The sequence below is a fragment of the Bacillus sp. 01N45 genome (genome assembly GCF_056399205.1).
Genome location: NZ_JBFTQW010000002.1, coordinates 315,298 through 340,734, shown reverse-complemented (window position 1 = coordinate 340,734; position 25,437 = coordinate 315,298). Strand labels below are relative to the sequence as shown.

At 33.5% G+C, this 25,437-nt stretch carries 35 protein-coding genes; 9 read left to right on the top strand and 26 right to left on the bottom strand.

What is annotated here, in order from left to right; genetic code table 11:
* Positions 1-12 precede the first annotated feature (12 nt).
* A complete protein-coding gene (gene acoA, locus AC1DMU_RS05980; RefSeq protein WP_088063675.1) occupies positions 13-1,011 on the bottom strand; it encodes an acetoin:2,6-dichlorophenolindophenol oxidoreductase subunit alpha in 999 nt (332 codons plus the stop codon).
* A gap of 169 nt (positions 1,012-1,180) precedes the next feature.
* Entirely contained in the window at positions 1,181-1,660 is a 480-nt protein-coding gene (locus AC1DMU_RS05975; protein WP_060486729.1) for a DinB family protein, read from the bottom strand.
* A 187-nt stretch (positions 1,661-1,847) separates the two neighbouring features.
* On the opposite strand from AC1DMU_RS05975, the gene AC1DMU_RS05970 reads away from it, so the two are divergent.
* Positions 1,848-2,693, top strand: coding sequence for an oxidoreductase (locus AC1DMU_RS05970; protein WP_218824977.1), 846 nt, complete (start codon positions 1,848-1,850; stop codon positions 2,691-2,693).
* 41 nt (positions 2,694-2,734) lie between these two features.
* Complete coding sequence (locus tag AC1DMU_RS05965) at positions 2,735-3,253, top strand: GrpB family protein (RefSeq protein ID WP_088063677.1); 519 nt, start codon at positions 2,735-2,737, stop codon at positions 3,251-3,253.
* A gap of 72 nt (positions 3,254-3,325) precedes the next feature.
* On the opposite strand, the gene AC1DMU_RS05960 is transcribed toward AC1DMU_RS05965, so the two are convergent.
* The 6 genes from AC1DMU_RS05960 to AC1DMU_RS05935 all read right to left on the bottom strand — a co-directional run bounded on the left by AC1DMU_RS05960 (position 3,326) and on the right by AC1DMU_RS05935 (position 6,191).
* Complete coding sequence (locus tag AC1DMU_RS05960) at positions 3,326-3,706, bottom strand: DUF4181 domain-containing protein (RefSeq protein ID WP_060486726.1); 381 nt, start codon at positions 3,704-3,706, stop codon at positions 3,326-3,328.
* 23 nt (positions 3,707-3,729) lie between these two features.
* Positions 3,730-4,170 carry an NUDIX domain-containing protein gene (locus tag AC1DMU_RS05955; protein ID WP_088063678.1) on the bottom strand — a complete coding sequence of 147 codons (441 nt, stop codon included), beginning with the start codon at positions 4,168-4,170 and terminating at the stop codon, positions 3,730-3,732.
* A gap of 61 nt (positions 4,171-4,231) precedes the next feature.
* Positions 4,232-4,594, bottom strand: coding sequence for a DUF4181 domain-containing protein (locus tag AC1DMU_RS05950; RefSeq protein ID WP_000558206.1), 363 nt, complete (start codon positions 4,592-4,594; stop codon positions 4,232-4,234).
* Between the two features lie 17 nt (positions 4,595-4,611).
* Positions 4,612-5,454, bottom strand: a complete 843-nt coding sequence (locus tag AC1DMU_RS05945; RefSeq protein WP_137035753.1) for a PP2C family serine/threonine-protein phosphatase — start codon at positions 5,452-5,454, stop codon at positions 4,612-4,614.
* Entirely contained in the window at positions 5,432-5,983 is a 552-nt protein-coding gene (locus AC1DMU_RS05940; RefSeq protein WP_142291774.1) for an HIT family protein, read from the bottom strand. The genes AC1DMU_RS05945 and AC1DMU_RS05940 overlap by 23 nt, the downstream gene beginning before the upstream one ends.
* Positions 5,984-6,023: 40 nt before the next feature.
* The gene (locus tag AC1DMU_RS05935; RefSeq protein WP_142291755.1) at positions 6,024-6,191 is read right to left on the bottom strand and encodes a septum formation initiator; all 168 of its coding nucleotides are present in this window, start codon (positions 6,189-6,191) and stop codon (positions 6,024-6,026) included.
* Positions 6,192-6,407: 216 nt separating this feature from the next.
* Between AC1DMU_RS05935 and AC1DMU_RS05930 the strand changes: the two genes are divergently transcribed.
* Positions 6,408-6,644 carry a hypothetical protein gene (locus AC1DMU_RS05930; RefSeq protein ID WP_137013974.1) on the top strand — a complete coding sequence of 79 codons (237 nt, stop codon included), beginning with the start codon at positions 6,408-6,410 and terminating at the stop codon, positions 6,642-6,644.
* A 47-nt stretch (positions 6,645-6,691) separates the two neighbouring features.
* Here AC1DMU_RS05930 and AC1DMU_RS05925 read toward each other — a convergent pair whose 3' ends face one another.
* Together AC1DMU_RS05925 and AC1DMU_RS05920 are read right to left on the bottom strand one after the other, a co-directional pair.
* Complete coding sequence (locus AC1DMU_RS05925; protein WP_000095064.1) at positions 6,692-7,528, bottom strand: ABC transporter permease; 837 nt, start codon at positions 7,526-7,528, stop codon at positions 6,692-6,694.
* The gene (locus AC1DMU_RS05920) at positions 7,521-8,726 is read right to left on the bottom strand and encodes a quaternary amine ABC transporter ATP-binding protein (RefSeq protein WP_000370614.1); all 1,206 of its coding nucleotides are present in this window, start codon (positions 8,724-8,726) and stop codon (positions 7,521-7,523) included. The genes AC1DMU_RS05925 and AC1DMU_RS05920 overlap by 8 nt, the downstream gene beginning before the upstream one ends.
* A 171-nt stretch (positions 8,727-8,897) precedes the next feature.
* On the opposite strand from AC1DMU_RS05920, the gene AC1DMU_RS05915 reads away from it, so the two are divergent.
* Positions 8,898-9,755: a glycine betaine ABC transporter substrate-binding protein gene (locus AC1DMU_RS05915; protein WP_048547352.1), complete on the top strand. Its 858-nt coding sequence runs from the start codon at positions 8,898-8,900 to the stop codon at positions 9,753-9,755.
* Positions 9,756-9,799: 44 nt separating this feature from the next.
* Here AC1DMU_RS05915 and clpP read toward each other — a convergent pair whose 3' ends face one another.
* Both clpP and AC1DMU_RS05905 read right to left on the bottom strand, forming a co-directional pair.
* Positions 9,800-10,381 (bottom strand): ATP-dependent Clp endopeptidase proteolytic subunit ClpP, encoded by a 582-nt coding sequence (gene clpP / locus AC1DMU_RS05910; protein ID WP_000991621.1) that lies wholly within the window; start codon positions 10,379-10,381, stop codon positions 9,800-9,802.
* A 21-nt stretch (positions 10,382-10,402) separates the two neighbouring features.
* Complete coding sequence (locus tag AC1DMU_RS05905; RefSeq protein WP_060486724.1) at positions 10,403-11,089, bottom strand: RNA polymerase subunit sigma-70; 687 nt, start codon at positions 11,087-11,089, stop codon at positions 10,403-10,405.
* Between the two features lie 143 nt (positions 11,090-11,232).
* Between AC1DMU_RS05905 and AC1DMU_RS05900 the strand changes: the two genes are divergently transcribed.
* The 3 genes from AC1DMU_RS05900 to AC1DMU_RS05890 all read left to right on the top strand — a co-directional run bounded on the left by AC1DMU_RS05900 (position 11,233) and on the right by AC1DMU_RS05890 (position 13,170).
* Entirely contained in the window at positions 11,233-11,553 is a 321-nt protein-coding gene (locus AC1DMU_RS05900) for a 2Fe-2S iron-sulfur cluster-binding protein (protein ID WP_001125375.1), read from the top strand.
* A 4-nt stretch (positions 11,554-11,557) separates the two neighbouring features.
* Positions 11,558-12,220: a ribose-5-phosphate isomerase RpiA gene (gene rpiA, locus AC1DMU_RS05895; protein WP_088063930.1), complete on the top strand. Its 663-nt coding sequence runs from the start codon at positions 11,558-11,560 to the stop codon at positions 12,218-12,220.
* A gap of 515 nt (positions 12,221-12,735) precedes the next feature.
* Complete coding sequence (locus AC1DMU_RS05890; RefSeq protein WP_088063681.1) at positions 12,736-13,170, top strand: GNAT family N-acetyltransferase; 435 nt, start codon at positions 12,736-12,738, stop codon at positions 13,168-13,170.
* A 117-nt stretch (positions 13,171-13,287) separates the two neighbouring features.
* On the opposite strand, the gene AC1DMU_RS05885 is transcribed toward AC1DMU_RS05890, so the two are convergent.
* The 8 genes from AC1DMU_RS05885 to AC1DMU_RS05850 all read right to left on the bottom strand — a co-directional run bounded on the left by AC1DMU_RS05885 (position 13,288) and on the right by AC1DMU_RS05850 (position 19,480).
* Positions 13,288-14,655, bottom strand: coding sequence for a lytic polysaccharide monooxygenase (locus tag AC1DMU_RS05885; RefSeq protein ID WP_088063682.1), 1,368 nt, complete (start codon positions 14,653-14,655; stop codon positions 13,288-13,290).
* Between the two features lie 357 nt (positions 14,656-15,012).
* Entirely contained in the window at positions 15,013-16,206 is a 1,194-nt protein-coding gene (locus tag AC1DMU_RS05880) for a macrolide family glycosyltransferase (RefSeq protein ID WP_088063683.1), read from the bottom strand.
* 69 nt (positions 16,207-16,275) lie between these two features.
* A complete protein-coding gene (locus AC1DMU_RS05875) occupies positions 16,276-16,920 on the bottom strand; it encodes a formylglycine-generating enzyme family protein (RefSeq protein WP_087983915.1) in 645 nt (214 codons plus the stop codon).
* A 65-nt stretch (positions 16,921-16,985) separates the two neighbouring features.
* Positions 16,986-17,504 (bottom strand): DNA topology modulation protein, encoded by a 519-nt coding sequence (locus AC1DMU_RS05870; RefSeq protein WP_088063684.1) that lies wholly within the window; start codon positions 17,502-17,504, stop codon positions 16,986-16,988.
* Between the two features lie 21 nt (positions 17,505-17,525).
* Positions 17,526-17,912 (bottom strand): ribosomal maturation YjgA family protein, encoded by a 387-nt coding sequence (locus AC1DMU_RS05865; RefSeq protein ID WP_088063685.1) that lies wholly within the window; start codon positions 17,910-17,912, stop codon positions 17,526-17,528.
* A gap of 65 nt (positions 17,913-17,977) precedes the next feature.
* Positions 17,978-18,685: a class I SAM-dependent methyltransferase gene (locus AC1DMU_RS05860; protein WP_088063686.1), complete on the bottom strand. Its 708-nt coding sequence runs from the start codon at positions 18,683-18,685 to the stop codon at positions 17,978-17,980.
* 21 nt (positions 18,686-18,706) lie between these two features.
* Positions 18,707-19,060, bottom strand: a complete 354-nt coding sequence (locus tag AC1DMU_RS05855; protein WP_088063687.1) for an MmcQ/YjbR family DNA-binding protein — start codon at positions 19,058-19,060, stop codon at positions 18,707-18,709.
* A gap of 15 nt (positions 19,061-19,075) precedes the next feature.
* Positions 19,076-19,480 (bottom strand): GNAT family N-acetyltransferase, encoded by a 405-nt coding sequence (locus AC1DMU_RS05850; RefSeq protein ID WP_000288955.1) that lies wholly within the window; start codon positions 19,478-19,480, stop codon positions 19,076-19,078.
* A gap of 307 nt (positions 19,481-19,787) precedes the next feature.
* Between AC1DMU_RS05850 and AC1DMU_RS05845 the strand changes: the two genes are divergently transcribed.
* A complete protein-coding gene (locus AC1DMU_RS05845; protein ID WP_088063688.1) occupies positions 19,788-21,173 on the top strand; it encodes an S-layer homology domain-containing protein in 1,386 nt (461 codons plus the stop codon).
* 2 nt (positions 21,174-21,175) lie between these two features.
* Positions 21,176-21,388 (top strand): DUF3006 domain-containing protein, encoded by a 213-nt coding sequence (locus AC1DMU_RS05840; protein WP_088063689.1) that lies wholly within the window; start codon positions 21,176-21,178, stop codon positions 21,386-21,388.
* Between the two features lie 66 nt (positions 21,389-21,454).
* On the opposite strand, the gene AC1DMU_RS05835 is transcribed toward AC1DMU_RS05840, so the two are convergent.
* The 6 genes from AC1DMU_RS05835 to AC1DMU_RS05810 form a co-directional block, all read right to left on the bottom strand.
* Positions 21,455-22,261 carry a GH25 family lysozyme gene (locus AC1DMU_RS05835; RefSeq protein ID WP_476941482.1) on the bottom strand — a complete coding sequence of 269 codons (807 nt, stop codon included), beginning with the start codon at positions 22,259-22,261 and terminating at the stop codon, positions 21,455-21,457.
* A 280-nt stretch (positions 22,262-22,541) separates the two neighbouring features.
* A complete protein-coding gene (locus AC1DMU_RS05830; RefSeq protein ID WP_088063691.1) occupies positions 22,542-22,958 on the bottom strand; it encodes a GNAT family N-acetyltransferase in 417 nt (138 codons plus the stop codon).
* 32 nt (positions 22,959-22,990) lie between these two features.
* Positions 22,991-23,362 (bottom strand): hypothetical protein, encoded by a 372-nt coding sequence (locus AC1DMU_RS05825; RefSeq protein ID WP_088063692.1) that lies wholly within the window; start codon positions 23,360-23,362, stop codon positions 22,991-22,993.
* Positions 23,363-23,525: 163 nt separating this feature from the next.
* On the bottom strand, positions 23,526-24,038 hold the full coding sequence (locus AC1DMU_RS05820) for a GNAT family N-acetyltransferase (protein ID WP_088063693.1): 513 nt from the start codon (positions 24,036-24,038) through the stop codon (positions 23,526-23,528).
* Positions 24,039-24,067: 29 nt separating this feature from the next.
* On the bottom strand, positions 24,068-25,069 hold the full coding sequence (locus AC1DMU_RS05815) for an HAAS signaling domain-containing protein (protein WP_088063694.1): 1,002 nt from the start codon (positions 25,067-25,069) through the stop codon (positions 24,068-24,070).
* Positions 25,056-25,403, bottom strand: coding sequence for a PadR family transcriptional regulator (locus tag AC1DMU_RS05810; RefSeq protein ID WP_048547374.1), 348 nt, complete (start codon positions 25,401-25,403; stop codon positions 25,056-25,058). The genes AC1DMU_RS05815 and AC1DMU_RS05810 overlap by 14 nt, the downstream gene beginning before the upstream one ends.
* Between the last annotated feature and the right edge of the window lie 34 nt (positions 25,404-25,437).

Below are 25,437 nucleotides of genomic sequence, written 5' to 3'. Positions count from 1 at the left end.
TTCACCCTCCTCTTATTTGTAAGAAACGTATACATCTTTTAATAATTCTTCATCCTCTGGATATGGACTATTTTCACTAAATTCAATTGATCTTTGCACTGCTTCATCTACTGCCTTTTCCATATCGACAAGTTCAGATTCAGTTAATAGCGCTTTATGAATTAAATGCTTACGGAAATTCACAATCGCATCTTTTTCATTTAAATGTTCTTCTTTTTCTTCTGAAGTTTTATACGTTTGTGCTTCACCTTCGAAATGACCGTAATTGCGATATGTCATACATTCAATTATTGTTGGACCACCACCATTACGCGCACGTTCTACTGCTTCTTCCGCGGCTTTATATACTGCAAGTAAATCTTTTCCATCCACTTGAACACCTGGAATATTGTAAGCTTTTGCTCGATCTGCAATGGAATCACAACTTGACGCATATTCAAATGTTGTTGCTTCACCGTAACCGTTATTTTCGGCGATAAAAATAACTGGTAACTTCCAAATCGCTGCTAAGTTAACCCCTTCGTGAAATGTCCCTTCATTATTTGCTCCGTCACCGAAGAAGCAAACACTCACATCTTTCGTTCCTTTATATTTAGCTGTTAATGCTGAGCCGCAAGCAAGTGGAAAACCTCCGCCTACAATCCCATTTGCACCAAGCATTCCTTTATTTAAATCGGCAATATGCATGGAACCGCCTTTACCTTTACATAACCCTGTCACTTTCCCAAAAAGTTCAGCCATCATCCCGTTTAAATCACAGCCTTTTGCGATACAATGTCCATGTCCTCTATGCGTACTTGTAATACTGTCACGATCCGTTAAGTGGGCACATACACCAACTGCTACCGCTTCTTCACCTGCGTATAAATGAACGAAACCTGGCAGAACGCCTTGGGCGAATAATTCATGCACCTTATCTTCAAACTTACGAATCTCTAACATTTTTTCATACATCCAACGAGCTTGTTCTTTCGTAATTTCATTCCCTTTACTTTCAGTTGTTTTTAACATGTCCAGCCCTCCTATTTTCTTGTTCATCTTTTATATTGCAAGTACTGTGCCAAATTCTAATCATTGATTTCATCGGTTTTCTCTTTCCTTTAGAAATAAAAAAGTGGACAAAATGAGACATATGTCTCGTTTTGTCCACTTTTGTTCACTTAATGTTAGAATGATTATCTTATTCATTATCAAAACTCTTCTGTAACTTCCGGATGTAAATAATTTGACCAATATGATAAGCGTTATGAGTTGTTACATTTGCTAATATTTCCCACCACTTTGCAGAAACAGGAAATCCAACTACATCACTTTCAACCTTCTCTTCATTTATAAGCTTTTGCCATTGTAACAGTTTCTCTAGTAGTTTTTCTCTTAACTCATCGAAGGTTTGATTATTTGAAAGCATAAAACTTTTGTTATTATCACCAATAGCGGGCACGGCATCCACATTCGATTCTTTGTACCTAGTTTGCCACGTTGAATTCCAATACAGTAAATGTTGTACAATTTCAGCTATACTATTACTCTCTTCATTCGGTTTCCAGAAAGCTTCTCTCTCAGGTAGATCTTTCACTGCATCTGAAAATGGAATATACCAACTAGGATCGTTTGCATTCGCTAATAATTGATCTGCTAAAACATCTTTCACATGGGCCATTTTTTCCCCTCATTTCATTAACATATTCATACTCACTTCTCTATATACGCTGAGTCTTTATAATTCCCTTTTTTAAAAATCTCATAGAATATAGAATTAACGGGTATTGCTCTCAAAACGAATGTAAGAATAATAGATTTTCTTATCATAACTCGTTATGATAAAAGAAAAAGAAAGCTGGCGGAAAATGGATAAAAAAATCGCAGTTATAACCGGGGCTTCAAGTGGTTTCGGTCTTTTAACAACACTTGAGCTTGCGAAAAAAGACTATTTAGTCATAGCTACAATGCGAAACCTTAATAAACAAGAAGATTTAATATCTCAAGCTACTAAACTGAACTTACAACAAAACATAACAGTTCAACAATTAGATGTAACCGATCAAAACTCTATACATAACTTTCAATTATATATAAAAGAAATAAATAGAGTAGATCTTCTCATTAATAATGCAGGATATGCACATGGGGGCTTTGTAGAAGAAATTCCAGTAGAGGAATACCGTAAACAATTTGAAACGAACCTTTTTGGAGCTATATCAATTACTCAACTTGTATTACCTTATATGAGAGAACAAAAAAGTGGAAAAATCATAAATATAAGCAGCATTAGTGGTCAAGTTGGATTCCCTGGTCTATCTCCTTACGTTTCTTCAAAATATGCGTTAGAAGGCTGGAGTGAATCACTTCATTTAGAAGTAAAACCGTTCGGAATAGATGTTATATTAGTGGAACCAGGTTCTTATAACACAAACATATGGGAAGTGGGTAAACAACTAGCTACAAACCAATCTGAAACTACTTCTCCTTACAAAGAATATATGGATAAAATACAAAAACATATTAATAGCGGCAGCGATACATTTGGTAATCCGATAGATGTTTCTAATAAAATTGTAGAAATTGCTGAATCTAAGCGTACGAATTTACGATATCCAATTGGAAAAGGTGTAAAATTTATGATCTTTGCGAAGAGGATTCTTCCTTGGAGATTGTGGGAATACCTTGTATTGAGAACCTTTAAGAAAATGTAGTTAACTTTTTTGATAAACATTTTGAAAGAGGTGCTAATTAAATGTTAGGTTTACCGTATGGAAAAGTGTTTTTAGTTCCGTGGACTGAACAATGGGAAATTGAATTTATGAAAGAGAAACAATTCATTGAGGGACAAATTGGCGAACATATTTTAGCAGTACACCATATTGGTAGTACCTCTATTCCACATTTAAGTGCAAAGCCAATTATTGATATTGCAATCGAATTAGAAGATTATACGGACGGTTTAACATGTATTAAAAAGTTAGAACTGCTAAACTATAAATACAGAAAAGATGTACTACCTGAACGATATTATTTTAATAAAGGAGAACCACGAACTCATCAAATTCATATGTATGAACAAGGAAATACATATTTAATAGAACAATTACAATTCAGAGATTACTTAATAAACAATAAGACTTCTCGTATACAGTATGAACAGTTAAAGATTCAACTTTCACAAGCTAATCCTAATGATAAACATAAATATGCTGAGGATAAAACAAATTTCGTTACATCTATTATAGCTAAAATAAATGATAAATTTAAATAAGAAACCATTTACTACTCAATGGTTTCTTATTTATTAGTTAACTCTTGATTTGTACCATCAATAATCACCTTATTATGCAGCAGGTGGAACGAAATAAACTAGTATTGAGAGCATCAATATAAATGCAACCATTCCCGTTATCGAGAGTATATATTCTTTTGATTCTCTATCATACTTCCATTCCATCCATGCTCTTAAAGTCGATGATATCCCTAAATAAATGAACATGACATAAGCCATTTTAGAGTTTTCAAATTTAAACATATAATAACAACTACCTATTATATAAATAATAATAAGTCCTATTTCTATTTTTACATGTAAACTATTCACATGCTTATATCCGAAGAAGCCTCTTTTCTCCATATTTAATTTTATTCTTAAACACTGTTCTAAAAAGTAACCTCCTATAGCCAGTCCAATAATAATAATCAAGATTGTAGAAATACCCATTGTTATCCCCCCTTCTTATTACTTTATTTATTTTTAGAAATAGAGTGGACTATATTACGTTTATTCTCTTCTAAATAACTTACAATTCCTTCAGGATATGTGGACCTCTCCTTTAATTCATTTATATTTTTCCAAATTAATATAATATCCTCATATTCTTTATGTCTAATTTCATTTATTCCCCGGTCTTTAACAATTCCCCTATGTATCAATGTACAATGATGTCCTTTTTCGTTGTCCCACTCGAAAATATGTTCATTTACTACTGCCAATTCTTGAACATCAATCTTCAAATTGTATTCTTCTATTAATTCTCTTACTATTGCTTCTTTTGCTGTTTCACCAAATTCAATGTAACCTCCTGGAAAACGATAAAATGTTTCTCTTAAATCACATTGTACAAGTACGTTAGAATGATCTTCATTTAAAATCATTACTTCAGCACGTAATCGAGGACTTTTCATTTCTTCTCTCCCTATAATTGCTCATTTTGTGATATTGCCATAGTGTCTTAATCAATACGTATTAAATAAGGAAATATAGAATTATCCCCGTTATCAATAGTGATACAACTCCGCCTAAGGACATCAAAAACTCCCTTGATTCTCTATCATATTTCCATTCCATATATGATTCGAAACTATACAACGTAATTAAAAACAGAAAGGGTAGGAAGCCCATGTATAGAGGGTTCGAAAGAGAAGAACATATAATTATAACTACTATATACGAAAAAATAATAATCCTGTTTCCCCATTTATGCAGCTTATTTACATATTTATTATTCCATCCTTTTTGTTTCGGTATATTTAGCCTTTTTCTCACTATATTTTCTAAAACAAATAAGAATATGATCCATAAAACTAATACAATTACTTTCACATGCATTAGAGAGATCACCTCCTTTATCTTATCGTCTGGATTTTCTCCGGCTGATCACTCGGATACGTAGTACTCATTTTGTTCTCTACGTCCCAACTAATAATAGTCGCACTATCTCTCCCTAATTGCTGATGAACGTGTTCTAAAACATTATGAACATTTTCTTTTAGTTCTACATTACTTCCGTTCATATCATTATACAGATTCAATGGTGTTTCATAATGACGTTCCCCGCATTCTAATACCCCATCTGTGACTATTACAATTCGATTCTTTCCAGCACGTAATTCACGAATTCCTGTTGAATAGCAAGGGACTGGTAAATTAAATGTGTTTATATTTCCAATCCATTCGTAAAAATGACGTTGATTTAATGCATATTGTCCTAACTTATGTAACTCTTCATGAAATACATAAACTAAACAATCACCAATAGATAACCACCATATGTAGTTTTCTTTTCTTACACATATTAAGCACGCTGTTTCCCCTTTTACTCTTTTGCACTTTTCTTTAAATGAGAGGGATTGAAAGATTGTAAGTAGATGATTTTCAACAGATCGAAATACTGTATCAATCGATTCATTCATCATTACTTTTATATTTTCATATTCTTTTTGGATTGTATTTACTACTAAATCAACACTTTCCGCACTATTATGTCCATCTAAAATAGCTGCAAATTCCCAATCACCATTTGACCAAACTAACGCACCATCTTCGTTCTTTTTTGCTCCGGCGCTTATATTCCCACCGTATTTTCCAAGTACAACGTCACCATATTGTTTAACTGAAATTTCTCCTAAACACATTTCTGTATTTCCAACCCATGAATATTGTCTATTATTTGTTGTATGCATACTCATTTACCATATACTTTCGTATTCTTTCACATATTTTTTTGATTTTCTCTTCGTCACCATATGGCGCATCAGTCCATTTCGCTACTTCAGTTGGTGACCAAAATTCTTTGGGTGTATTTGGATAACGCGGTATGATGTGCATGTGCATATGTGGTACACCATTTCCTGAAACAAAAGTGTAAATATGCTCTGCACCTTCGCTTTCTTTTAACGCTTTACTTACTCTACTTGTTATAAGTCCGAACGTTTTCGCTTCCTCATCTGTTAGTTCAGCAAGACCAGGTATATGTCTTTTTATATCTATCATTACATAACCAAGGTATGTTTCTTCACTATCCCAGTGGACATGTCCAACATAAACGAGTTCATCTTCATAAATAGCTCCACCCGGAACTGTAATATTTCCTTTATGTTTCTCGCAAATAAAGCATTTTCGTTCTACTTGATTATTTGTTGACATATCCATCACCATCCTTTTTATTAATAATATCATAAAAAAAGGAAAAATAGGATTTATATTCCGAAAATTCATTCTTTCAATTCGGCAATTTTTGAAATAAATTTGCACCTTATTATTTCTTCAAAAACGCAATCCCAATTACGATTCCAATCACAATTCCGATTACTAAATTATTAGTAAAAAAGCTTTGAAATACACCGATTACAACCCCTATACCGACACCTATTGCCAAGGCATCATTCCTTTTATTATTTTTAGCCAAAATTGCATCTCCTCCCATCATTTCTCCCTAAATAACATACATTTACTTGAATGTATTAATATATTCACTATCTCACTTGAATATTTCCAAAAAATGCACTATAACTTCACATATAATATTTTCCATTTTCTGTACATACTCCTTTTATAATGAAAAATTTCAAGTAACCATTAAATATATATAGGCATTTACTATAAGAAATATCAGTAAGTCATTTAAGGAGGAACGATTCAAATGCATCCTCGTTGGAATCCAAATATAAATCAACAATATGTATATTCCCCCCATCCCGTAAGGAATACATTGCATCAAGATTCACAATATATGATGCAGCGTATTGCAAGTCTTGAAAGTCAATTAGCGAAACTAATCTCATTAATCGACGAAAATAATCAATTAATTAAATCCATGGAACAACAACAAAACCAAGTTTGCACACCAGCTGGCGGTTCTGTTATCGTTCGTATGTAATTTTTTGAACAAAAAACACACTTTGTATAATAAAGTGTGTTTTCCTTTCATCTTCTTTTTTGATGAAATCCTTGTGTAATGCGGTCTAATATAATCGCAATGACAACAATAGCTAGTCCGGCTTCGAATCCCATTCCAATATTAACTTGTGTTACAGAACGGTATACATCAACTCCAAGACCTGGCGCTCCTACAAGAGATGCTGTTACTACCATCGATAAAGAAAGCATTATACTTTGGTTCACACCAGCCATGATTGTTCCAGTTGCGAGTGGTAATTGTACTTTAAATAATTTTTGTGATGCGGTAGAGCCAAATGCATTCGCTGCTTCAATTAAATCTTCTGGAACTTGTCTAATTCCTAAGTCAGTAAAACGAATTGTCGGTGGCATTGCAAAGATTACGGATGCGATAATCCCAGGCACTACACCTACTCCGAAAAATGTAATTGCAGGAATAAGATATACGAAAGCCGGCATTGTTTGCATAAAGTCTAATGTCGGTTTTAAAAATTTTGAGAATCGTTCATTTTGAGAAGCTAAAATTCCGATTGGGATTCCTACAATAATTGAAATAATAACAGACGTAAGTACAAGTGCTAATGTTTGCATCGTCTGTGCCCAGTAGTTAATATTTAAAATAAATAATAAACCAATCAGTGTAAAAATAATTAAAGATACCTTTCTCGTTGTGTACCAAATGAGGAAACAAAGGATAATAATCATCAATATGGCCGGTATTATTGTTAAAAAATTAGTGAGTAAATCAACGAATCCACCGATAATATAAGAGAATCCTCGGAATAAGCCTTCAAGGTGCTCATATAAACTTGCAACAAATGAATCGACCCATTCCCCTAATGGAATACGTGGTATACTACTCATCGTCTTTCACCTCTTCCTCAATATTACCTGCAAGAGCTTGAATGACACTTTCGCGTTTAATAATTCCTCTAAGCCTTTTCTTCTCATCAATTACTGGTAACGGATATTTCATCTCCGCCATTTTCGCATACGTTTCTTCAAGTAAAGTATCTAAATACACATGCGGGATATCGGTAAGTAATAAATCAGCAATTGGCCACTGTTTTTGAACGGCTTTACTCGCATCATCTGCCGTTAATATCCCTAAAAACTCATACTTTTTGTTAACAACATACACAGTAGAAACGCCAGCGTTCCTCATAATTTGAAGTGCTACACGCGGTCCACGATCAATTAATAAAGTCTCCGGTCGTTTTAATATAGATTCCGCCGTAATTACTTTTCCTAAATTTACATCCGCTACGAATTTCTCTACAAATTCATTGGCAGGACTCATCATAATTTCTTCCGGTGTTCCAATTTGGACAATCTCTCCATCTTTCATTAATGCGATACGATCTCCAATTCGAAGAGCTTCATCTAAATCATGTGTAATAAAAATAATTGTTTTCTCCATTTTATCTTGTAATTCTAACAGCTCATCTTGCATTTCTTTTCGAATCAGTGGGTCTAATGCACTAAATGACTCATCCATTAACAATACATCTGGATTATTTGTTAATGCCCTTGCGATTCCAACACGTTGTTGCATACCGCCACTAAGTTGACTTGGATAATTATCTTTATGATGATCGAGTCCTACTAACTGTAGCGATTCTAACGCTTTATTCTCTCGTTCCTCTACTGGAACTCCTTGAATTTCTAACCCGTACGCAACATTTTGTATCACTGTACGATGTGGAAATAAAGCGAACTTTTGAAACACCATACTCATCTTCGTTCTTCTCACTCTTCGCAACTCTTCTTTTCCCATCGTTGCGATATCTTCACCATCTATGTATATATGCCCCGCTGTTGGTTTAATTAATTGGTTTAACATCCGAACTAACGTAGATTTCCCGCTACCAGACAAACCCATAATAACGAAAATCTCTCCAGTATATACTTCAAAGGTTGCCTTTTTTACACCAACGTTCATTCCTGTCTCTTTCAAAATTTCCGATTTGCTTTTTCCTTCTTTTAATAAAGACAGCGCTCTTTGCGGGTGTTTCCCAAATACTTTTGTTACGTTTTCAACACGCACCTTTGTATTATCCATGTCACTACTCCTTTTCTACCCATCTATTCATATAGTGTTGCGATTTTACAAAGAAATATTACATAAAAATGACATTCATAAGATTTCTTTAAAATTCGCGTTTCCGTTCATAATAAGAATGCTTACTTATACATTTATTTAAAAAGGCAAACATTTCTTAGGAGGGTTTCGATGAAAAAGAAAATATGGCTTATATGCCTTGCATTATTTATTACTATGATATTCTCTTCATGTAATGCAACAAATGCAAATTCGAAAGGAAAAATTAAACTTGGTGTAACAAGTTGGAAAGAAAACATTGCAACGGCAAACATGTGGAAAGTTTTATTAGAACAAAAAGGTTACAAAGTTGAGCTCATGTACTTAGAAAAAGCTGCAATTTGGACTGGCGTTGCTCGCGGTGATGTTGATGCTAATTTAGAAGTATGGCTACCTGTTACAGATAAACCGCTAAATGCTCGTTATAAAGATGATATAGTCTTAAAATCAAAATGGTATGAAGGTACTGGACTTGGCCTTGTCGTCCCTTCTTATATGAAAAACATTAACAGTATTGAGGATTTAAATGCTCATAAAGATGAACTAGATAACAAAATTGTCGGTATCGAACCCGGCAGTAGTCTTATGAATTTAACAAATAAAGCGATGAAGGAATATGATATTAAACTAAAACTTGTCCAATCTTCTGAAGCTGCGATGATGAGTGAATTAAAGAAAGCATATACGAAAAAGAAACCAATCGCTGTTACGCTTTGGAATCCGCATTGGGGCTTTTCAGAATTTGACTTAAAATATTTAAAAGACCCTAAGAAAGTATATGGTGAAAAAGATGATATTTATTACTCTGTTCGTAAAGGTTTCGAAAAAGATTATCCAGATATCGTGAAATACTTTGACAAATGGAAAATGAACGATGAACAACTTGGTACATTAATGGTCATGTTAAATAAAACGAAAGACCCTGAAGAAGCGGCGCGCAAATGGATTGAAAAGAATCAAGCGCTAGTTGATGAATGGGTAAAAGATTAATAAAACAGGCTAGAGGATATGCTATTCCTCTAGCCTGTTTTATCTTATTTTTTCGTAACAACATCATCTACAATCCCATATTCTTTCGCTTCTTCAGCAGTCATAAAATAATCTCTTTCTGTATCATGTGCTACTCTTTCAATCGATTGCCCCGTTTTTTCTGCAATCATTTTATTAATATCACGCTTTAACTTTAGTATTCTTTTCGCTGTTATTTCAATTTCTGTTGCCTGGCCTTGCGCACCACCAAGTGGCTGATGAATCATAATTTCACTGTTAGGGAGCGCAAACCGTTTTCCTTTTGCACCTGATAATAATAACAATGCACCAAATGATGCTGCAAATCCCATGCATAGCGTTTGTACATCTGGTTTAATGAGATTCATCGTATCTAATATGGCAAAACCCGCTGTTGTTGAACCACCTGGGCTATTGATGTATAAATATATATCTTTCTCTGCATCTTCCGCTTCTAAAAATAATAATTGAGCTACGACACTACTCGCTACTTGATCATTTATTTCTGAACCGATAATAATAATACGATCTTTTAATAACCTTGAATATATATCATAGGAACGTTCTCCTAATTTCGTTTGTTCTACTACATATGGAATTGCATTCATTTTAAATCCCTCCAATAATTGTTATGCAACGCAAAGCATACAACTGTAGGAAGAAGGGTTTTTCGCATAAAACAATAAGACTGGCTGTATAGATGGTAACTTAGTAAAATCTATTGTCGGAAGGAGTTTCGTTAATAATTCTGGTCTCTCCTCACGAATAGACGTTACTACAACTTCAATATCATCTGTGAATTCGACAATCTCTATCCCTTCTTCGCTTACAGTTTTCAGCCTATTTCTACTCCGAAATAAAGAGGCTTTTACCGCACCTTCTGATACGGAACATACTTTAGCAATATCAGCGATACTATATTGAAAAACATCTTTTAATAATAAAATTGTGGATTGTTGTACATTTAATGACGATAATACTTTCCCTACCATTTCATGCAAATCTGCAATGTTCTCTTGTGGGGCATCAAAAATAATTTGTTCCTTTATTTTTTCATGGACTGATTTTGATTTCATCTGGTCTATCCAGCGATTTCTAGCTATTTTATATACAAGCGTCATACAAATATCTTTATTACTATATTTTTGAAGAACTTTACAAACTGTTTCTTGAGCAAGATCTTCGCCGTCCCATTTGTTTTTCGTTAAAAATGTACAGTACCTTTTCAATTCTCCATATTGCTCAATTAAAAAGTTTATATTTGAATGATTCATATCGATATGATTCTTTAAAATATGAGTTACTTTTGTGCACAAAATAACCACTCCTTTTCAGCGCTTACTTAATTAACGATTAAACAAATAAAAAAGTTACGGGGCATATAAAAAAATTATGTTTATGTTCAATAATTCGCGGTCATAAATATGTTATGTACAATTTTACGTGAGGAGGAACAAATTTGCCAAAATTAACAATTGAAGGTGCGGGAACTTTTGATGTAAAAGAAGGCACAAAGTTAGTATTAGCGATCGAAGATAACGGTGTACACATTCTCCATCGCTGCGGTGGGAAAGCACGCTGCACAACTTGTAGAGTAGAAATTATAGCAGGTGAGTTTTGTGAAGCAAGTTCTAATGAAAAAAATGCAATTACGGAAAAAGGAATTGAAGATCACTTACGTTTATCATGCCAAATGCACGTACATAAAGATATAGTCGTTCGTCCTATACTTACAGTGGAAAATTCAGGTCTAGATGCAGGCCCACGTCCAGCAGAATAATATGCTGAATTTAAAACAGCTCGCTGGTGAATATGCTGCAAACTTTGTAAAATATGGGATGAAAGTTGGACTTGGCACAGGTTCTACTGTATATTGGACGATACAAAAATTAGGTGAGCGTGTAAAAGAAGGCTTAGCATTTCAAGCTGTACCAACGTCAAAAGAAACGGAAGTATTAGCTAAACAACTAAATATCTCTCTAATTTCGTTAAACGACGTACAAAGCCTTGATCTTACAATTGATGGAGCGGATGAAATTGATGCTAATTTACAACTTATAAAAGGTGGTGGTGGCGCATTACTTCGCGAGAAAATTGTTGCCACTTCCTCCAAAGAACTAATTATTATTGCTGACGAATCGAAACTTGTAACACATTTAGGTACTTTCCCAGTACCTGTTGAAATTATACCTTTTTCATGGAAACAAACCGAAAGGAAAATTCAATCTTTAGGTTGTCAAACAACGTTACGTTTAAAAAATAACGAAACGTTTATTACCGATAACAAAAACATGATTATCGATTGTATATTCCCTCATAACATATCTAATCCAGCCAATTTACACACTCAATTAAAAATGATTACAGGTGTAGTTGAAACAGGGTTGTTTGTTAATATGACTAGCAAGGCGATTATTGGAACTGAAAACGGAATAGAGGAATTATAAATCCGCTTTATTCCGTGTAGTTAAAAAGGATGAGGTGCTTCCTCATCCTTTTTTTCATGTCATTAGTAACGAATCTAATTGTATGAATTACAAACATTATAATAAAAATTACTGTAACAATTAACGGAAAGTAAAAATCATTAGATGTTGTTTTACGGCTATATATAATGAACCAAAATATAGGTATACCAGGTAACATTACTACACCACTAACAAAATTGAGGGTAATTTTATTTATTTTGCTTTTTAACAGAATATGAATAATGAAATTAGAAAGGAAAATAAGAAATAATGTAGTTATTAATAATGACATTATACAGCCTCTCCTTTTCCATATTGATTGCAGGCGTTAGTTCATAATATATTCTTTTTGACGTCAGAAACTCAAAATCATTTATTTTATGAAAAATTTAACTTCCATCTTTTTTATTGTTCAAGCACAAAAAATAAAATAATGTTGAAGTATGATATACTATGAAAACAAAAGAACATCACTCTAGAAAGGGCTGAACAATTTGCACTCCAAAATCATAACAGAACTTACAGATTTAGAAACTGCCTTTCATATTCGAAAAGAAGTATTTGTAAAAGAACAAAATGTCCCTCTTGAAGATGAATTCGATACATTCGATAAAATTGGTGAGAAATGCAAACATATTTTAGTTTATTATAACGATCTTCCTGTAGGTACAGGTCGTATACGATTTGTTGACGGTGCAGGAAAATTAGAACGCATCTGTATTTTAAAAGGCTATCGTAAATACGGATTAGGAAAAGTAATAATCAAAGCGCTAGAAGAAATTGCTCGTGACAAAGAAGCTACAAAAGTAAAACTACACGGTCAAACACAAGCTGAAGGATTTTATAAAAAATTAGATTATCAAACTTCTTCTGATGTATTTATTGAAGATGGTATTCCGCACGTTATTATGACGAAAGTACTATCATAATAAAAAGGGTAGTATATGAATTTATATACTACCCTTTTTTATAAATAGAAAAGTGAATTCTCAAGATTTTCTTTTGCATCAAAGCCCATCATCTCTTAGTTCATATCTAGGTAAAGCTTACACTGTTTTCCATAATGATAAGGCATAAATCCAGTTTGGATCCCCATTTCCTTGATAACTCTGGACAGCTTCATATACTTTTCCCTCGTGTAGAACTCTATCTCCCTTTTCATATGCTTTCTTTGCATTCCACTCTTCATATGAAGCGCTTTCAGTTTTTGTAGTAATTGTGAATATATCACTCTGTACAGATTCATTTCCAGCTACATCAACAGCTTTCACTACATATTTATAAGTAGTATTAGGAAGTAAATTTTTATCCATATAAGAAGTCGTATTGGATGTTGCAATTTTTTTCAATGATCCTTCTGTTTCTCTATAAATATCGTAATGGTCTACACCAATATTATCGTCAGAGGGACTCCACATTAGATCCACACTTGACGCTGTCGTTCCCATACTATGTAATCCTTTTGGTTGTGTTGGTACTTCTGTATCAGGCGCCTCAACTGTTGTTTTTACTGTAAGCGCTGCACTTTCTTTCGATACATTTCCAGCTGAGTCAATTGCTTTTACAGTATAAGAGTATTCTGTACTTGGTTGTAATTTTTTATCAATAAAATGAGTTCCTGGTACTGTATCAATCATCTCTCCGTTACGGAAGATTTGATACCCTTTTACCCCTACATTATCCGTAGAAGCGTTCCACGTTAGTTCTATACTATTCGCTGTTACGTTTTGTGTCTGAATTCCATTTGGACTACTTGGAGCTTCTATGTCCGGTTTCACATCATTAATAAGATTAACATCAATTACATTATAAAATGCATTTGCTGTATCAGCTACATCCCATACTGCTAAAATCACATGATATCCACTACGATCAGTAGGCACATTGATTTTGTGAGTTAAATGATTTGAGGCTGCAGAACCATCATGTTGTACAGTTCCAATTGGTTCTAAATCTGCTCTTGTGAGCGCTTTATTTGGGTTCCATTCTTTTTTTGTAATATAGTAATGCCATTTACTTGTTAAGTGAGGCGCTGTATATTTCCAAGTAAAAGTATTTTCCCCGCCTGTGATTGTATTTTTAAACCAACGATCAGCTGTTTGTTGATCTAAAACACCACCAAATTTACCACCCGCAGAAGCGATTTGGCCATCAACTGGGCCAGCTTGCGGGAACCCTTTTGGAGCTTCCAAACTTTGTGGTTCATACATAACACTTCCACAGTTTGCATTTAGTGCACCATAGGTTGGACTACATAAAGCAGATCGGCTGCTAGGCTTTTCAACAAAACCGTGCGCGTATGCGTTTTGAGGAATAAGTGTCGTGCCAATAATTCCAGCTGTTAATGCAACAGCTCCTAGACTTTTTTTGTTCATTTTCATGTTTTGTAGTTGTTTTAATAATCGATTATTCATGTTCCTGTCCCCTTCTTGTTATACTTTGTAGTGTAATGTGGGCTTCGATGTAAAAGAATAACAAGAGACAATTTTGTATCGATGTATGTGTTAATTATGCATACACCGCAGTGAAAATATATTTCATTTCTTGTGAAATATTTCACTTGATGAATATATCATGACATAAAAATCATCAAAGTATGTGCAGAAGTTGTGCAGAAATGATGAAAGCATTAGTAACACGTAAAACTATGGTCCGAATTTATAAAACAGAATATTTAACCTTTCAAAACAACGAATTCTCCGCTTCATATAAAAGAAGAGTGTCTATACCATTTCATATAGACACTCTTCTCATGTATAATCTTACATTTATTACTGACCTATAAATGTAAAAATCTCATCAGCAGCTTTCTTATAGCCACCAGATTTTCGGAAAGACTCCTTCAAATTCAATGCAGCTTCTTTATATGATGGATTATTTAATACAAATTCTACACTTTCACGTAGTTGTTCCACAGTTAATTCATTTATAGATAACTTAATCCCAGCTCCTAGATTCTCTACTTGCTTTGCGATTACTGGCTGATCTGCACTTTGCGGAATTACAATGAGTGGAACCCCGTTATTTAATCCTTCATGTGTACTGTTCATTCCGCCATGTGTAATAAACAACTTTGTATATGCAAGTAGTTTAGTTTGTGGTACATAGTTTTTTACAATGAAGTTTTTAGGAATGTTACCTAAATCACTTATTTTTGTTTTATTACCAATAGACATAACAATAGTATGATCACTATTCTCGAACGCCTTCATACAAAGTTTATAAAAATCAAGCGATTCATTAAAAACAGTGCCTAGTGAAATGTAAATCGGGCTTTTTTCTTCAATTGTAGTAAAATCAAACTCTTCATCTTTTACTTGTGCAGGGATGGATGGACCTACAAATTTAAATGTTTCATTAAACATATCTCCAAAAGGTTGGAACTCTTTTATTGTATACAAAATAGTAAGTGGCGCTGCATTACAGAAAACTTCATATGGTGAGTTTATTTCAACATTATATTTTTCCGCAATCCCCTTAGTTAATCTTTCAAAATCATTATGTATCCTATCCTGAACTTCCATTGGGATACTTTTAGACAAGTAATCCAACATTTGTTCAAATGATTTTTCATTCTGTGCAAAAGATGTACAAGAATTTATTGCTGGAAGATTTAGAATTTGAGCAATTAAACGGCCACAGCCAAACATTGAATCATGAATGATGTAATCAAACTGTTCCCCTTCAATTTGTTCAAGAACATTTGGTATAATAACATCTGCCGTATGTAAAAGACCATTTATTCTCTCTGGTAAATAATTTCGACCACCGGAAAGAAAAGCATTTATAAATTTTTGATCGTCAATTGTTCGTACAGTAGCACCCGTCTTCTCAATACGCTCTCTAAAAGATTCTATTGAAAAATAAACTACCTCTTCCCCGCGTGAGACTAATTCTTCTACAACTTGCAATGTAGGATTTATATGTCCTTCTGATCCAGTATTAATGAATAAAACACGTGCCACTTAAAACACTCCTTCATTAAAATCTTTTCTATGTTGTCATTAGTATTACAGGTATTTTGTCTTATTCTTCTAAATGGACCTAGCAAGCCTAAATCCAAGGTCATCTATATGAAATGTAGGATGGCTACGGCGACGACAAGTCGCACCGCAACCTCTAGCTGCTTCAGCCCAGCTACCGCCGCGGAAAATTCGGTATGATCCGTACACTTGTTCATCATATAAATCATAGCACCATTCCCAAACGTTTCCTAACATATCGTAAAGTCCCCATGCATTCGGTTCTTTTTTTCCGACCTCATGAATATGTCCACTAGAATTTTCATTGTACCAAGCAATCTCTTTCAGTTCTCCATATATGTATCCGGTAGTTCCTGCCTTACACGCATATTGCCACTCTGCTTCAAAAGGTAATCGGTACCCATTTGAATCTAAATTACAACTAACAATTTGACCACCATCATTAATAGAATAACATTCTTTTAATCCCGCTTTTTTTGAAAGTAAATTACAAAATATAATGGCATCATTCCATGAAATATTTACAACTGGTTTGTTACTATTTTCATTACCATTTAGTGCACGATTCATAATAGCATAATATAATTCCACTGTTACAACATACTTTGCAAGAAGAAACGGTTTAACTTGAACTTGCCATTGTTTTTTTATTCGATCATCTCTTAATTCTACTTTTCCTGCTGGAATTTTCACCATATTAGAATCAACCGGGCTAATGAATCTATTCAATCCTATCCCCCCATGTTACTTCTTTTTATAGTCTAACTATCTATGGTATCGTATTTCTCTAAAAATAGTCTTACTTCATTTGAAGATTTTAAAATAATAACCTCTTTTTCCTTACTCAATTGATTTAGCCTTTTTAAAATTGAGGGTCGTTTCGTTTTAGGATATTGCCATATCCATTTAAAAAATTGCAAATCAAACCTTTCTTCACATCCAGCACCCATATCCGGTCTTGTTTTATTCCGATATTGTACAACCCTTTTAAAAGCACGATAAACACATATTGTTCTATGAATATCAAGAAAGATAATTGTATCAGCAGCGTTAATTCTTATGTCCATTGTCCCGCCATAATTCCCATCAATAATCCACTCATCTTCTTTAACTAATTCATTTTGAACCTTTCTTTGCTCCTCTTTCGGTACACCTTCCCAATTCGGTTTCCAAAATAACGCATCAAGATGATGTACTTTAATATTTAATTTATTACCTAACTGCCTTGCTAATGTAGATTTTCCTGAACCACCAGAACCTATTAATATTATTTTTTTCATACATACCCCTTTTTAAATCTATTATTTCTTCTGTAACATAAACTCACAAAACATTCCAATCCCAACACCAATTGTATAAGCAACTAAATCACTCCACAAAAATCCGTAACCTAATACGAGGCCACCTAAAGTCGTTGCACGAATGCTATCTATCCATTCAGCATGATACAATTGGCTTACTTCAATCCCGTAGCAAAATAACAAACTAATAAAAGTCAATTTCTTCGTTTCTATTTTAGGAAATAAAAAACCGAACCCTGTAAAAATCATGAGTGCCCATAAAGCATCGCCTAAGTACGCGTTTAATAGATGAGGTAACGCAAAAGCTAACTTTCTTGAGCTAAGACCTAAAATAATTATAACTATAGTAAATAGCGCATATAATAATCTATTTCGTTTCTTATTCATCTCAAAATCTCCTAATATGTAATTAAAAACTGTAAATAGGTAGTAAAATATAATTATTTTACTACCTATTTTTTAATGGCTTTCATAATAAGAAAATGTGGATTTGTATTTAGATAATGATATGATGTTTCATTTACTTCTCTCATTTTTTCAACCGGCCTCGGTTCCACCATTTTATCTAACACAAAATAATTTGTTGTTTCATTAATTATGTCTTGGAGTGATCTTCTAAAAAAGCTAACTTCTATTGTAATATTTGGTTTAACCCAAGTATCTACTAATAATTGTTTTTCGAAATAATTTTCACTAGTAAACTTTGTAAAATCCATAAAAGGATGATGAATGGAGTATATAAATTCGCCACCTGGCTTCAATACTCGATGAAACTCCTGAAATACTTTATCCCAATTTTCTAAGTAATGAAGCGTTAACGAACTTACAATAACATCAAAAGTATTATCTTCAAATGGTAATACTTCTTGCAAATCATGACAAAGAAACGTTGCTTTATTACCCGTACTTTCCTTTGCAGCTTTTACCATTTCAGAACTTACGTCAATTGCAGTAACATTTGCTCCCCTTTCTACAAATTGAGTAGTATACCATCCAGCTGCACATCCAGCATCTAATATACTCTTCCCTTCTAAACTCTTTGGAATCATCTCCATCATCGCTGGTCTTTCATAATAACTGTTATATGGATTTGCCAAGTCTAGATTTTCTTTATATGTACTCGCTAATTTATCATATGTATCTTTGATCGTGTCTTTCATTACTTCCACCCCTTATACATATTAATCTAATAACTCTTGCTGCTTTTTCTTTGAAAATGATTGTAGAACTAAATCATATGACCAATCAATCATCTTATTAATTTGCTCTTGCTCTACATCTTTATGTATATACACTGTATTCCAGTGTTTTTTATTCATATGATACCCGGGAATGATTGCTTCTGGATACTCTTCTCTTAATCTTAATGCAAGTTCTGGATCACATTTTAATGTAATCGCAGCTTTTTCTCCTTCTTCATGGTTTATTATCGCAAATATTTTATTATTAAGCCTCATACATGTTGCATTCCAACCATCAGGAGAATCTTCAGTCGCTTTTCTTTTTGATAAACAATATGTTCTTGTTGCATTCATTTTCCTTGGCACCTCTTATTCTTTCACTATTTGATTACGATGCATTACAATTTGTTTCGTCGCTTGAAATTGGTGTTCACCATAAAACTTTATTAATTTCTCTCCACAAAATAGACTAACAATATGAACATGAGATATTTCTTGAAGTAACATTGTAAGCATCTTCTCCCCAATCCCTTTATTTCTTACAATCTCATGCACAACAACATCTTCTATGTACGCTCGAAAAACACCATCAGAAACAACTCTAGCAAATCCGATTAATTCATTTTCTTCCCATACTCCAATTGCTATACTATGCTTTAACATTTTTTGAATATCGATTTCTTTTCTTTCTGGCCACCAACCGACAGAGTCATAAAGTTTTTTTATTTTGCCTACGCAGATTGGTTGTTCATGTTGCAATTTATACGTGTACATTTTCTTTCTCCCATCAAATTACTCATTATATTTATTTTGTCTTACTTTACTTCTTTCAATATAAAACTATAGAATCCAACCTGTTACAAAAAAACTTCATAAAATAAATTTATAATATCAATTTTACAATTGCAATCGTTACTCTCATCATTTCATATTACGTATATCAAATATGCAGAATAAGAGAAAACTAATGAATATAATACCAAAAGCATTTCTCATATTATTTTTAACTATTAAAACTTGAATTTCTTGCAAGAAATGGTAAAGTTAATTAGGTAAAAAATACACAAAGTGAGGCGATTTTTTGAAAAAGTTTAGTTTATTACTAACAGCATTTGTCATAATTTTATCATTATTCATCCCTAATTTTACAAGTGCTAAATCTTTCCCTGATGTCCAATCTAATCATTGGGCAATTAAAGAAATTAACTATTTATCGGATAAAGGTATCATTAAAGGTACGCCAGAAGGAACTTTTAAACCGAGTGATGATGTAACTCGTGGACAAATGGCCTTAATGCTAGATTTATCCTTAAAATTAGAAAAACCATCTAGCTATAATCATATTTTTTCCGATGTAGCCAAAGGTATCTATTACTATGATTCTGTACATAAGTTAGCACATAATAACATTGTACAACGTGAAACAAACTATTTCCCTGACCGCTCATTAACTCGTGCAGAAATGGCAGTAGTTTTAGTTAAAACTTTTAATTTGAAGCCTACAGGTGCAGACGTCAATTTCCCTGATGTTCCATCTAATCACTGGGGTTACAATTATGTCAAAATTTTAGCACAAAATAATATTACTACTGGATTGCCTGATGGTACATTTGGTCCAGGTGTAAAAGTAACTCGTGAGCAATTCGCTGCATTTTTGGCTCGTGTATTAGAACCAAATTTCCGTCCAGCTCTTCCTAAGCCTAAAGGTAACTTAGAGGTACATTATATTGATGTCGGACAAGGTGATGCTACTTTTATTAAATCTCCAAGTGGAGAAACGATCCTTATTGACGCTGGTAACAATGGCAAAGGTAAAGTAGTAGCGAATTATTTAAAAGGATTAGGATTCCAAACTATTGATTATATGATTGCCACTCATCCTGATGCTGATCATGTAGGCGGATTAGATGAAGTGCTTTATGCTATGAATGTAAAAAACATTTACGCCCCTAAAGTAAGTCATACGACACAAACGTTCAAAGACTTCCTAACTGCTGTAGCTAACAAAGGATTAACAATTAAAGAAGCGAATTCTGGAGTAACTTTACCAATCAACGGTTTAAACTCACAATTTTTAGCTCCCGTGAAAGAATACGATAACGATCTAAATGAGTGGAGTGCGGTATTAAAAGTAACACACGGTAGCAAATCTTTCTTATTTACTGGTGATGCTGAATCTAAAAGTGAAAAAGATATGGTTCTAGCACATGGTTCTAACCTAAAATCTGACGTATTAAAACCTGGTCATCATGGAAGTAAGACATCTTCTTCTCAGCCATTTTTAGATGCAGTGAAACCAAGTATCGCTGTAATTAGTGCAGGTGCAGGTAACCGTTATGGCCATCCTACACAGGAAACTTTAGCAAAGTTACATTCAATGTCTGTTAATGTATATAGAACTGATTTAAATGGAACTGTAATTATAAATAGTGATGGTTCTAACATTTCTGTAAGAACGGAGAGATAATTATGAAAAGAGGTATTATTGACCGTTTTGAAGGCGAACTAGCAATTATTGAATTGAATAACGTAACAATTGATGTTCCTAAATCCAAACTCCCTTCTACTGCAAAAGAAGGTGATATTCTTATAATCGAGGATCATACGTATACAATTGATAAAGACGAAACAGATAAAAGAAGACGTGAAATCCAAGATTTAATGAATAAGCTATTTGAATAGCAAAAAAAGAGCCATCCTGTTGGAGGGCTCTTTTTTGCTATTCAAATAGTAACTAGTAAATTTTTATTATTTAACTTCATACCACCAACCTTTTCGATCGAGCCAGCCTTTCATAGCATTTAATTGCGTATCACTAGTTGGTTCAGTAACAAAATACGTTAAACCATCCGATTGTAAAATGAAGGTAGCATTCATTTTTAAAGAAGTTAACGCTCCCATAACATCTGGAGTTTCATCAGGTGAAAAGGCTCCAGATTGAATGATATTTTGTTTAGAAACTTGTCCTTGTATATTTTCTTTTTTCGGTACTGATTCAGTAAACCAGGAAAGTGGTTTATTACCTATTAATTGATTTAAATCACATTTGCCGATACCTGGTACATTACCTGTCTCCGTGTATTGCCAAATATCACAAGGATATGCTGGTTTATTGCCGCCATATCGAGGAATCCATACAAAATCACTTTTTACGTTCGCCATTCCGAAAGGCTCATATACATGATGCCCAACATATAAGCCAACTTTCTTAGCACCTAATCGGCGTAACTCGTCGATAAAAGCTTGTGTACCAGCTCTCATATCATCCATTGTTTTCACTTCTACGTCAGCAGCCCAAACTGTAGCACTCTTATCACCGCGATTCCAAAAATCTTGTGCTTCCTTCTTCGCATCAGCAATTGAAATAAAGCGACAGAATCCATAGTTACCAAATGGAATATTTCTAGTTTTCATTGCTTGGACATAGTTTTTATATAAAGGATCTACATAATTTGATCCATCTTGTACCCTAGCGATTACGAAATCTAGTTGTGGAGCTGCTACATCCCAGTTAATGTTACCGTTCCATTTTGAAATATCTACAATATAACCCATTGCTTAACACCTCCTTTATTAGTATTATATTCAGAGCTCGTCTTATTGCTCTTCCTCTCCTAAAAATTCAATAGTATTTGCTAGTACATATATACTACAAGTGTCTTCAACAAAGACAGTAACTCATTTCCATTAAAAAAGAAAATTATAGCTATACGAATCGTACTATTTGTCCCCATAATTACATCCGGTTGAGTAGTTGCTTTAAAATTAAAATAGCATCACCTTGTTTGGTGATGCTTTTAAAATCAATTTTTCTTCTAGAGCACGAATCCAATCACTATAACCGCTTCTCTAAAAAGTGTTGACTATATCCTTTAGGATGATCTTCAACAACACCATATTCTCGGTAGCCGTGCTTTTTATAAAAATCTGGCGCTTGAAAACTAAATGAATCTAATAATATTAATCTACACCCTTTTTCCTTCGCGATGTCTTCGATTTTATGTAACAGTTGACTGCCATAACCATCATGACGAACTGTTTCATCAACCCATAAAAAATCTATATGAAGATGATAAAAATACATCGTTCCTGTTACCCCACCAAATATTTTTCCATCCTCATCTTTTACTACGAAACTTACTTGCTCCATCGGCTGTTTTGCTTCATCTTTTAAAATCGACATGTTATATTGAATTACTTTATTTTTTATGTATTCTCCTTCAGTTCGAGTACCACTTTCTATATGTTTCATATATTTCTTCCTTTCAACTTAGTAAGCTACCTTTAATTTTTACTTTTTTTCTTTAAAATAGTAATAAACACGAATCCACCATAAGTAATAAAGCATGAAAAGCCAATTATCCCTGGTACAGAGACATAGCCTATTCTTATATAACTTATAACAGCAAAAATAACTATAGACAATAAAATAGATGGCCAAAATATAAGTGCTGTTTTTCTTCGTCTCTGTTTCGATGTACTTTCTTTCTCTTTAGAAATACGTGTGCCAAAAAGCAATACTATACAAATGAGGATTGCTGCAAAGTAAATCGTATCTAATGACAGATTATGATCATAAATCGCAATTCCAACTTCAATAGCGATAATCGTTAAAATTAATATGATGATTGTTGAAGTTTTTAAGTTTCGTTTCAATTTTCATACCTCTTTTTATATTGTTTTATCACATTCTTAAATTTCGATATAGAATATTAAAAACCTTTTTTGTTACATGATATTTATGCATACAATAAAAAAGATAGCATGAAATTTCCCCATGCTACCTTTCTAAAATACTTAATTCGCATAACGCAAACATTTACTCTTCCGTAGGCTTTTTAGGACCATTAAGCTTCAATTGATAAAAAGTTAAATCTAACCACCTATTAAACTTATAACCAGCCTTCTTAATTGTCCCCGCATGAACAAATCCATAGTTTTCATGTAAGGCAATGCTTTTCTCATTTTCTGCATCAATTCCAGCAATTAAGGTCATATATTCCCTTTCTTTTGCAACTGTGATCAATGCTTGCATTAATGAAGTTCCTATCCCATTTTTTCTATATTCCTTATGAACGTACACAGAATGCTCAATTGAATATTTATAGGCAGGCCAAGCTCTAAACGGGCCAAATGTCGCAAATCCTACTATTTTATTATCTAATTCACATACTAAAATCGGATAGCCGTTAGCCTTTTTTTGTTCATACCAATCTATTCTATTTTCAAGGGTTACAGGTTTATACGTATAGACGGCTGTTGTATTCAATATAGCATCATTATAAATATCTAAAATGTATGTTACATCTTGTTTCCTTGCTTCCCTTATCATCACTTTCTTCCTTTCCTCTAATTTCACTCCTATATACGAATACGAGCTTTTCGGAAACCATCAAATATATTTAGCGCAGCAGACAAAATGTAAATGATAATACCTCCACCAATTAACCACTTTTTAACTTCCTCTGGAGAAGTAGTAAACACATTTGCCACATACGCAATAAATCCTTCATTAAATAAATGCGGATTTACTACAATTACAATGAATACTATTGTTCCAACTATTTGAAGAATAGCATTCCCAATTGCCAGCTTTTTCGTCCATTGTCCTTGTACTAACTTATAAAGAGATATACCTATTTCAAACACAATCACAATTACAACGATTGGCCAATACTGAAGTAACACATCTTGATTAAAAGTTGCCGCGACAAACTTCAATCCGCTTTCTGTACCATGATATACACCTACAAGATGGTTCGCATAAAAATAAAGTGTTGCCCATATTGCCGTCCACATTAACCCGCCAAATACTTCGAACTTTGAGATCGACTTTTTCTTTGGAACATACGAAGTATTTTTCAAATCATCAGGCGTCCACTTTTTTAAACTTGTCGTCAACGGTTGAGTGCCTTTGTCTTTATCTGTTCTTTCTAAAATTGCAAATACAAGTGTCAACCAGAAAAATACATGGAGGCCTACTTCGATAATTTCCCCAATTCCTTTACCTATCAGATTTAAAATAACATTTAATACCGCTTGCTCACCATCATATCCTACAAAATTTTCTGCAACCATTGCAATGAGTGCGATAACAGCTGCAATCGGTATGATCATTTTTAATAATGTCGTATATACATCAAAATAACGTGGTCCAATTAAATACATCGGCCTATCTAAGTACCCATTTGCCAATGAAACTGGACTCCCCAATTTTTCAAGAACTCTTTTTTCATCATCTTCATTATAATCATCCGGTAACATATCCTCGATTGTTGACCGTAGTTCAAGAATAATATCTTCACGATTTTTTTCAGGTAATCTCTTCGCTACTTCCTCGACGTAAATATCAATCAAATTCATTCTTGTCCTCCTCCTTTAATAATTTATAAAGTTCTTTCGAATCCTTTATCCATTCCTTTTTCAACTGCAAAAATATCTCTAATCCGTATTCACTTAAAATATAATACTTACGCGGTCTACTCTCCGTTTTATCCCAACTACTCGTCACTAGCTCCTGCTTTTCTAATCGGCGAAGTAGTGGATATAACGTACTTTGATCGATTGTAATCCCTGATTGCTCCAATAATTGGACAAGTGAATACCCATACTGCGGTGTTCTTAACTGGCTTAAAACCGCTAATGTTAATGTACCTCTTCTTAGTTCAGTAATTAACGAATTTAATAAAGCATCCATTCACTCACCTCATTTTCATTACTATATGTCATAC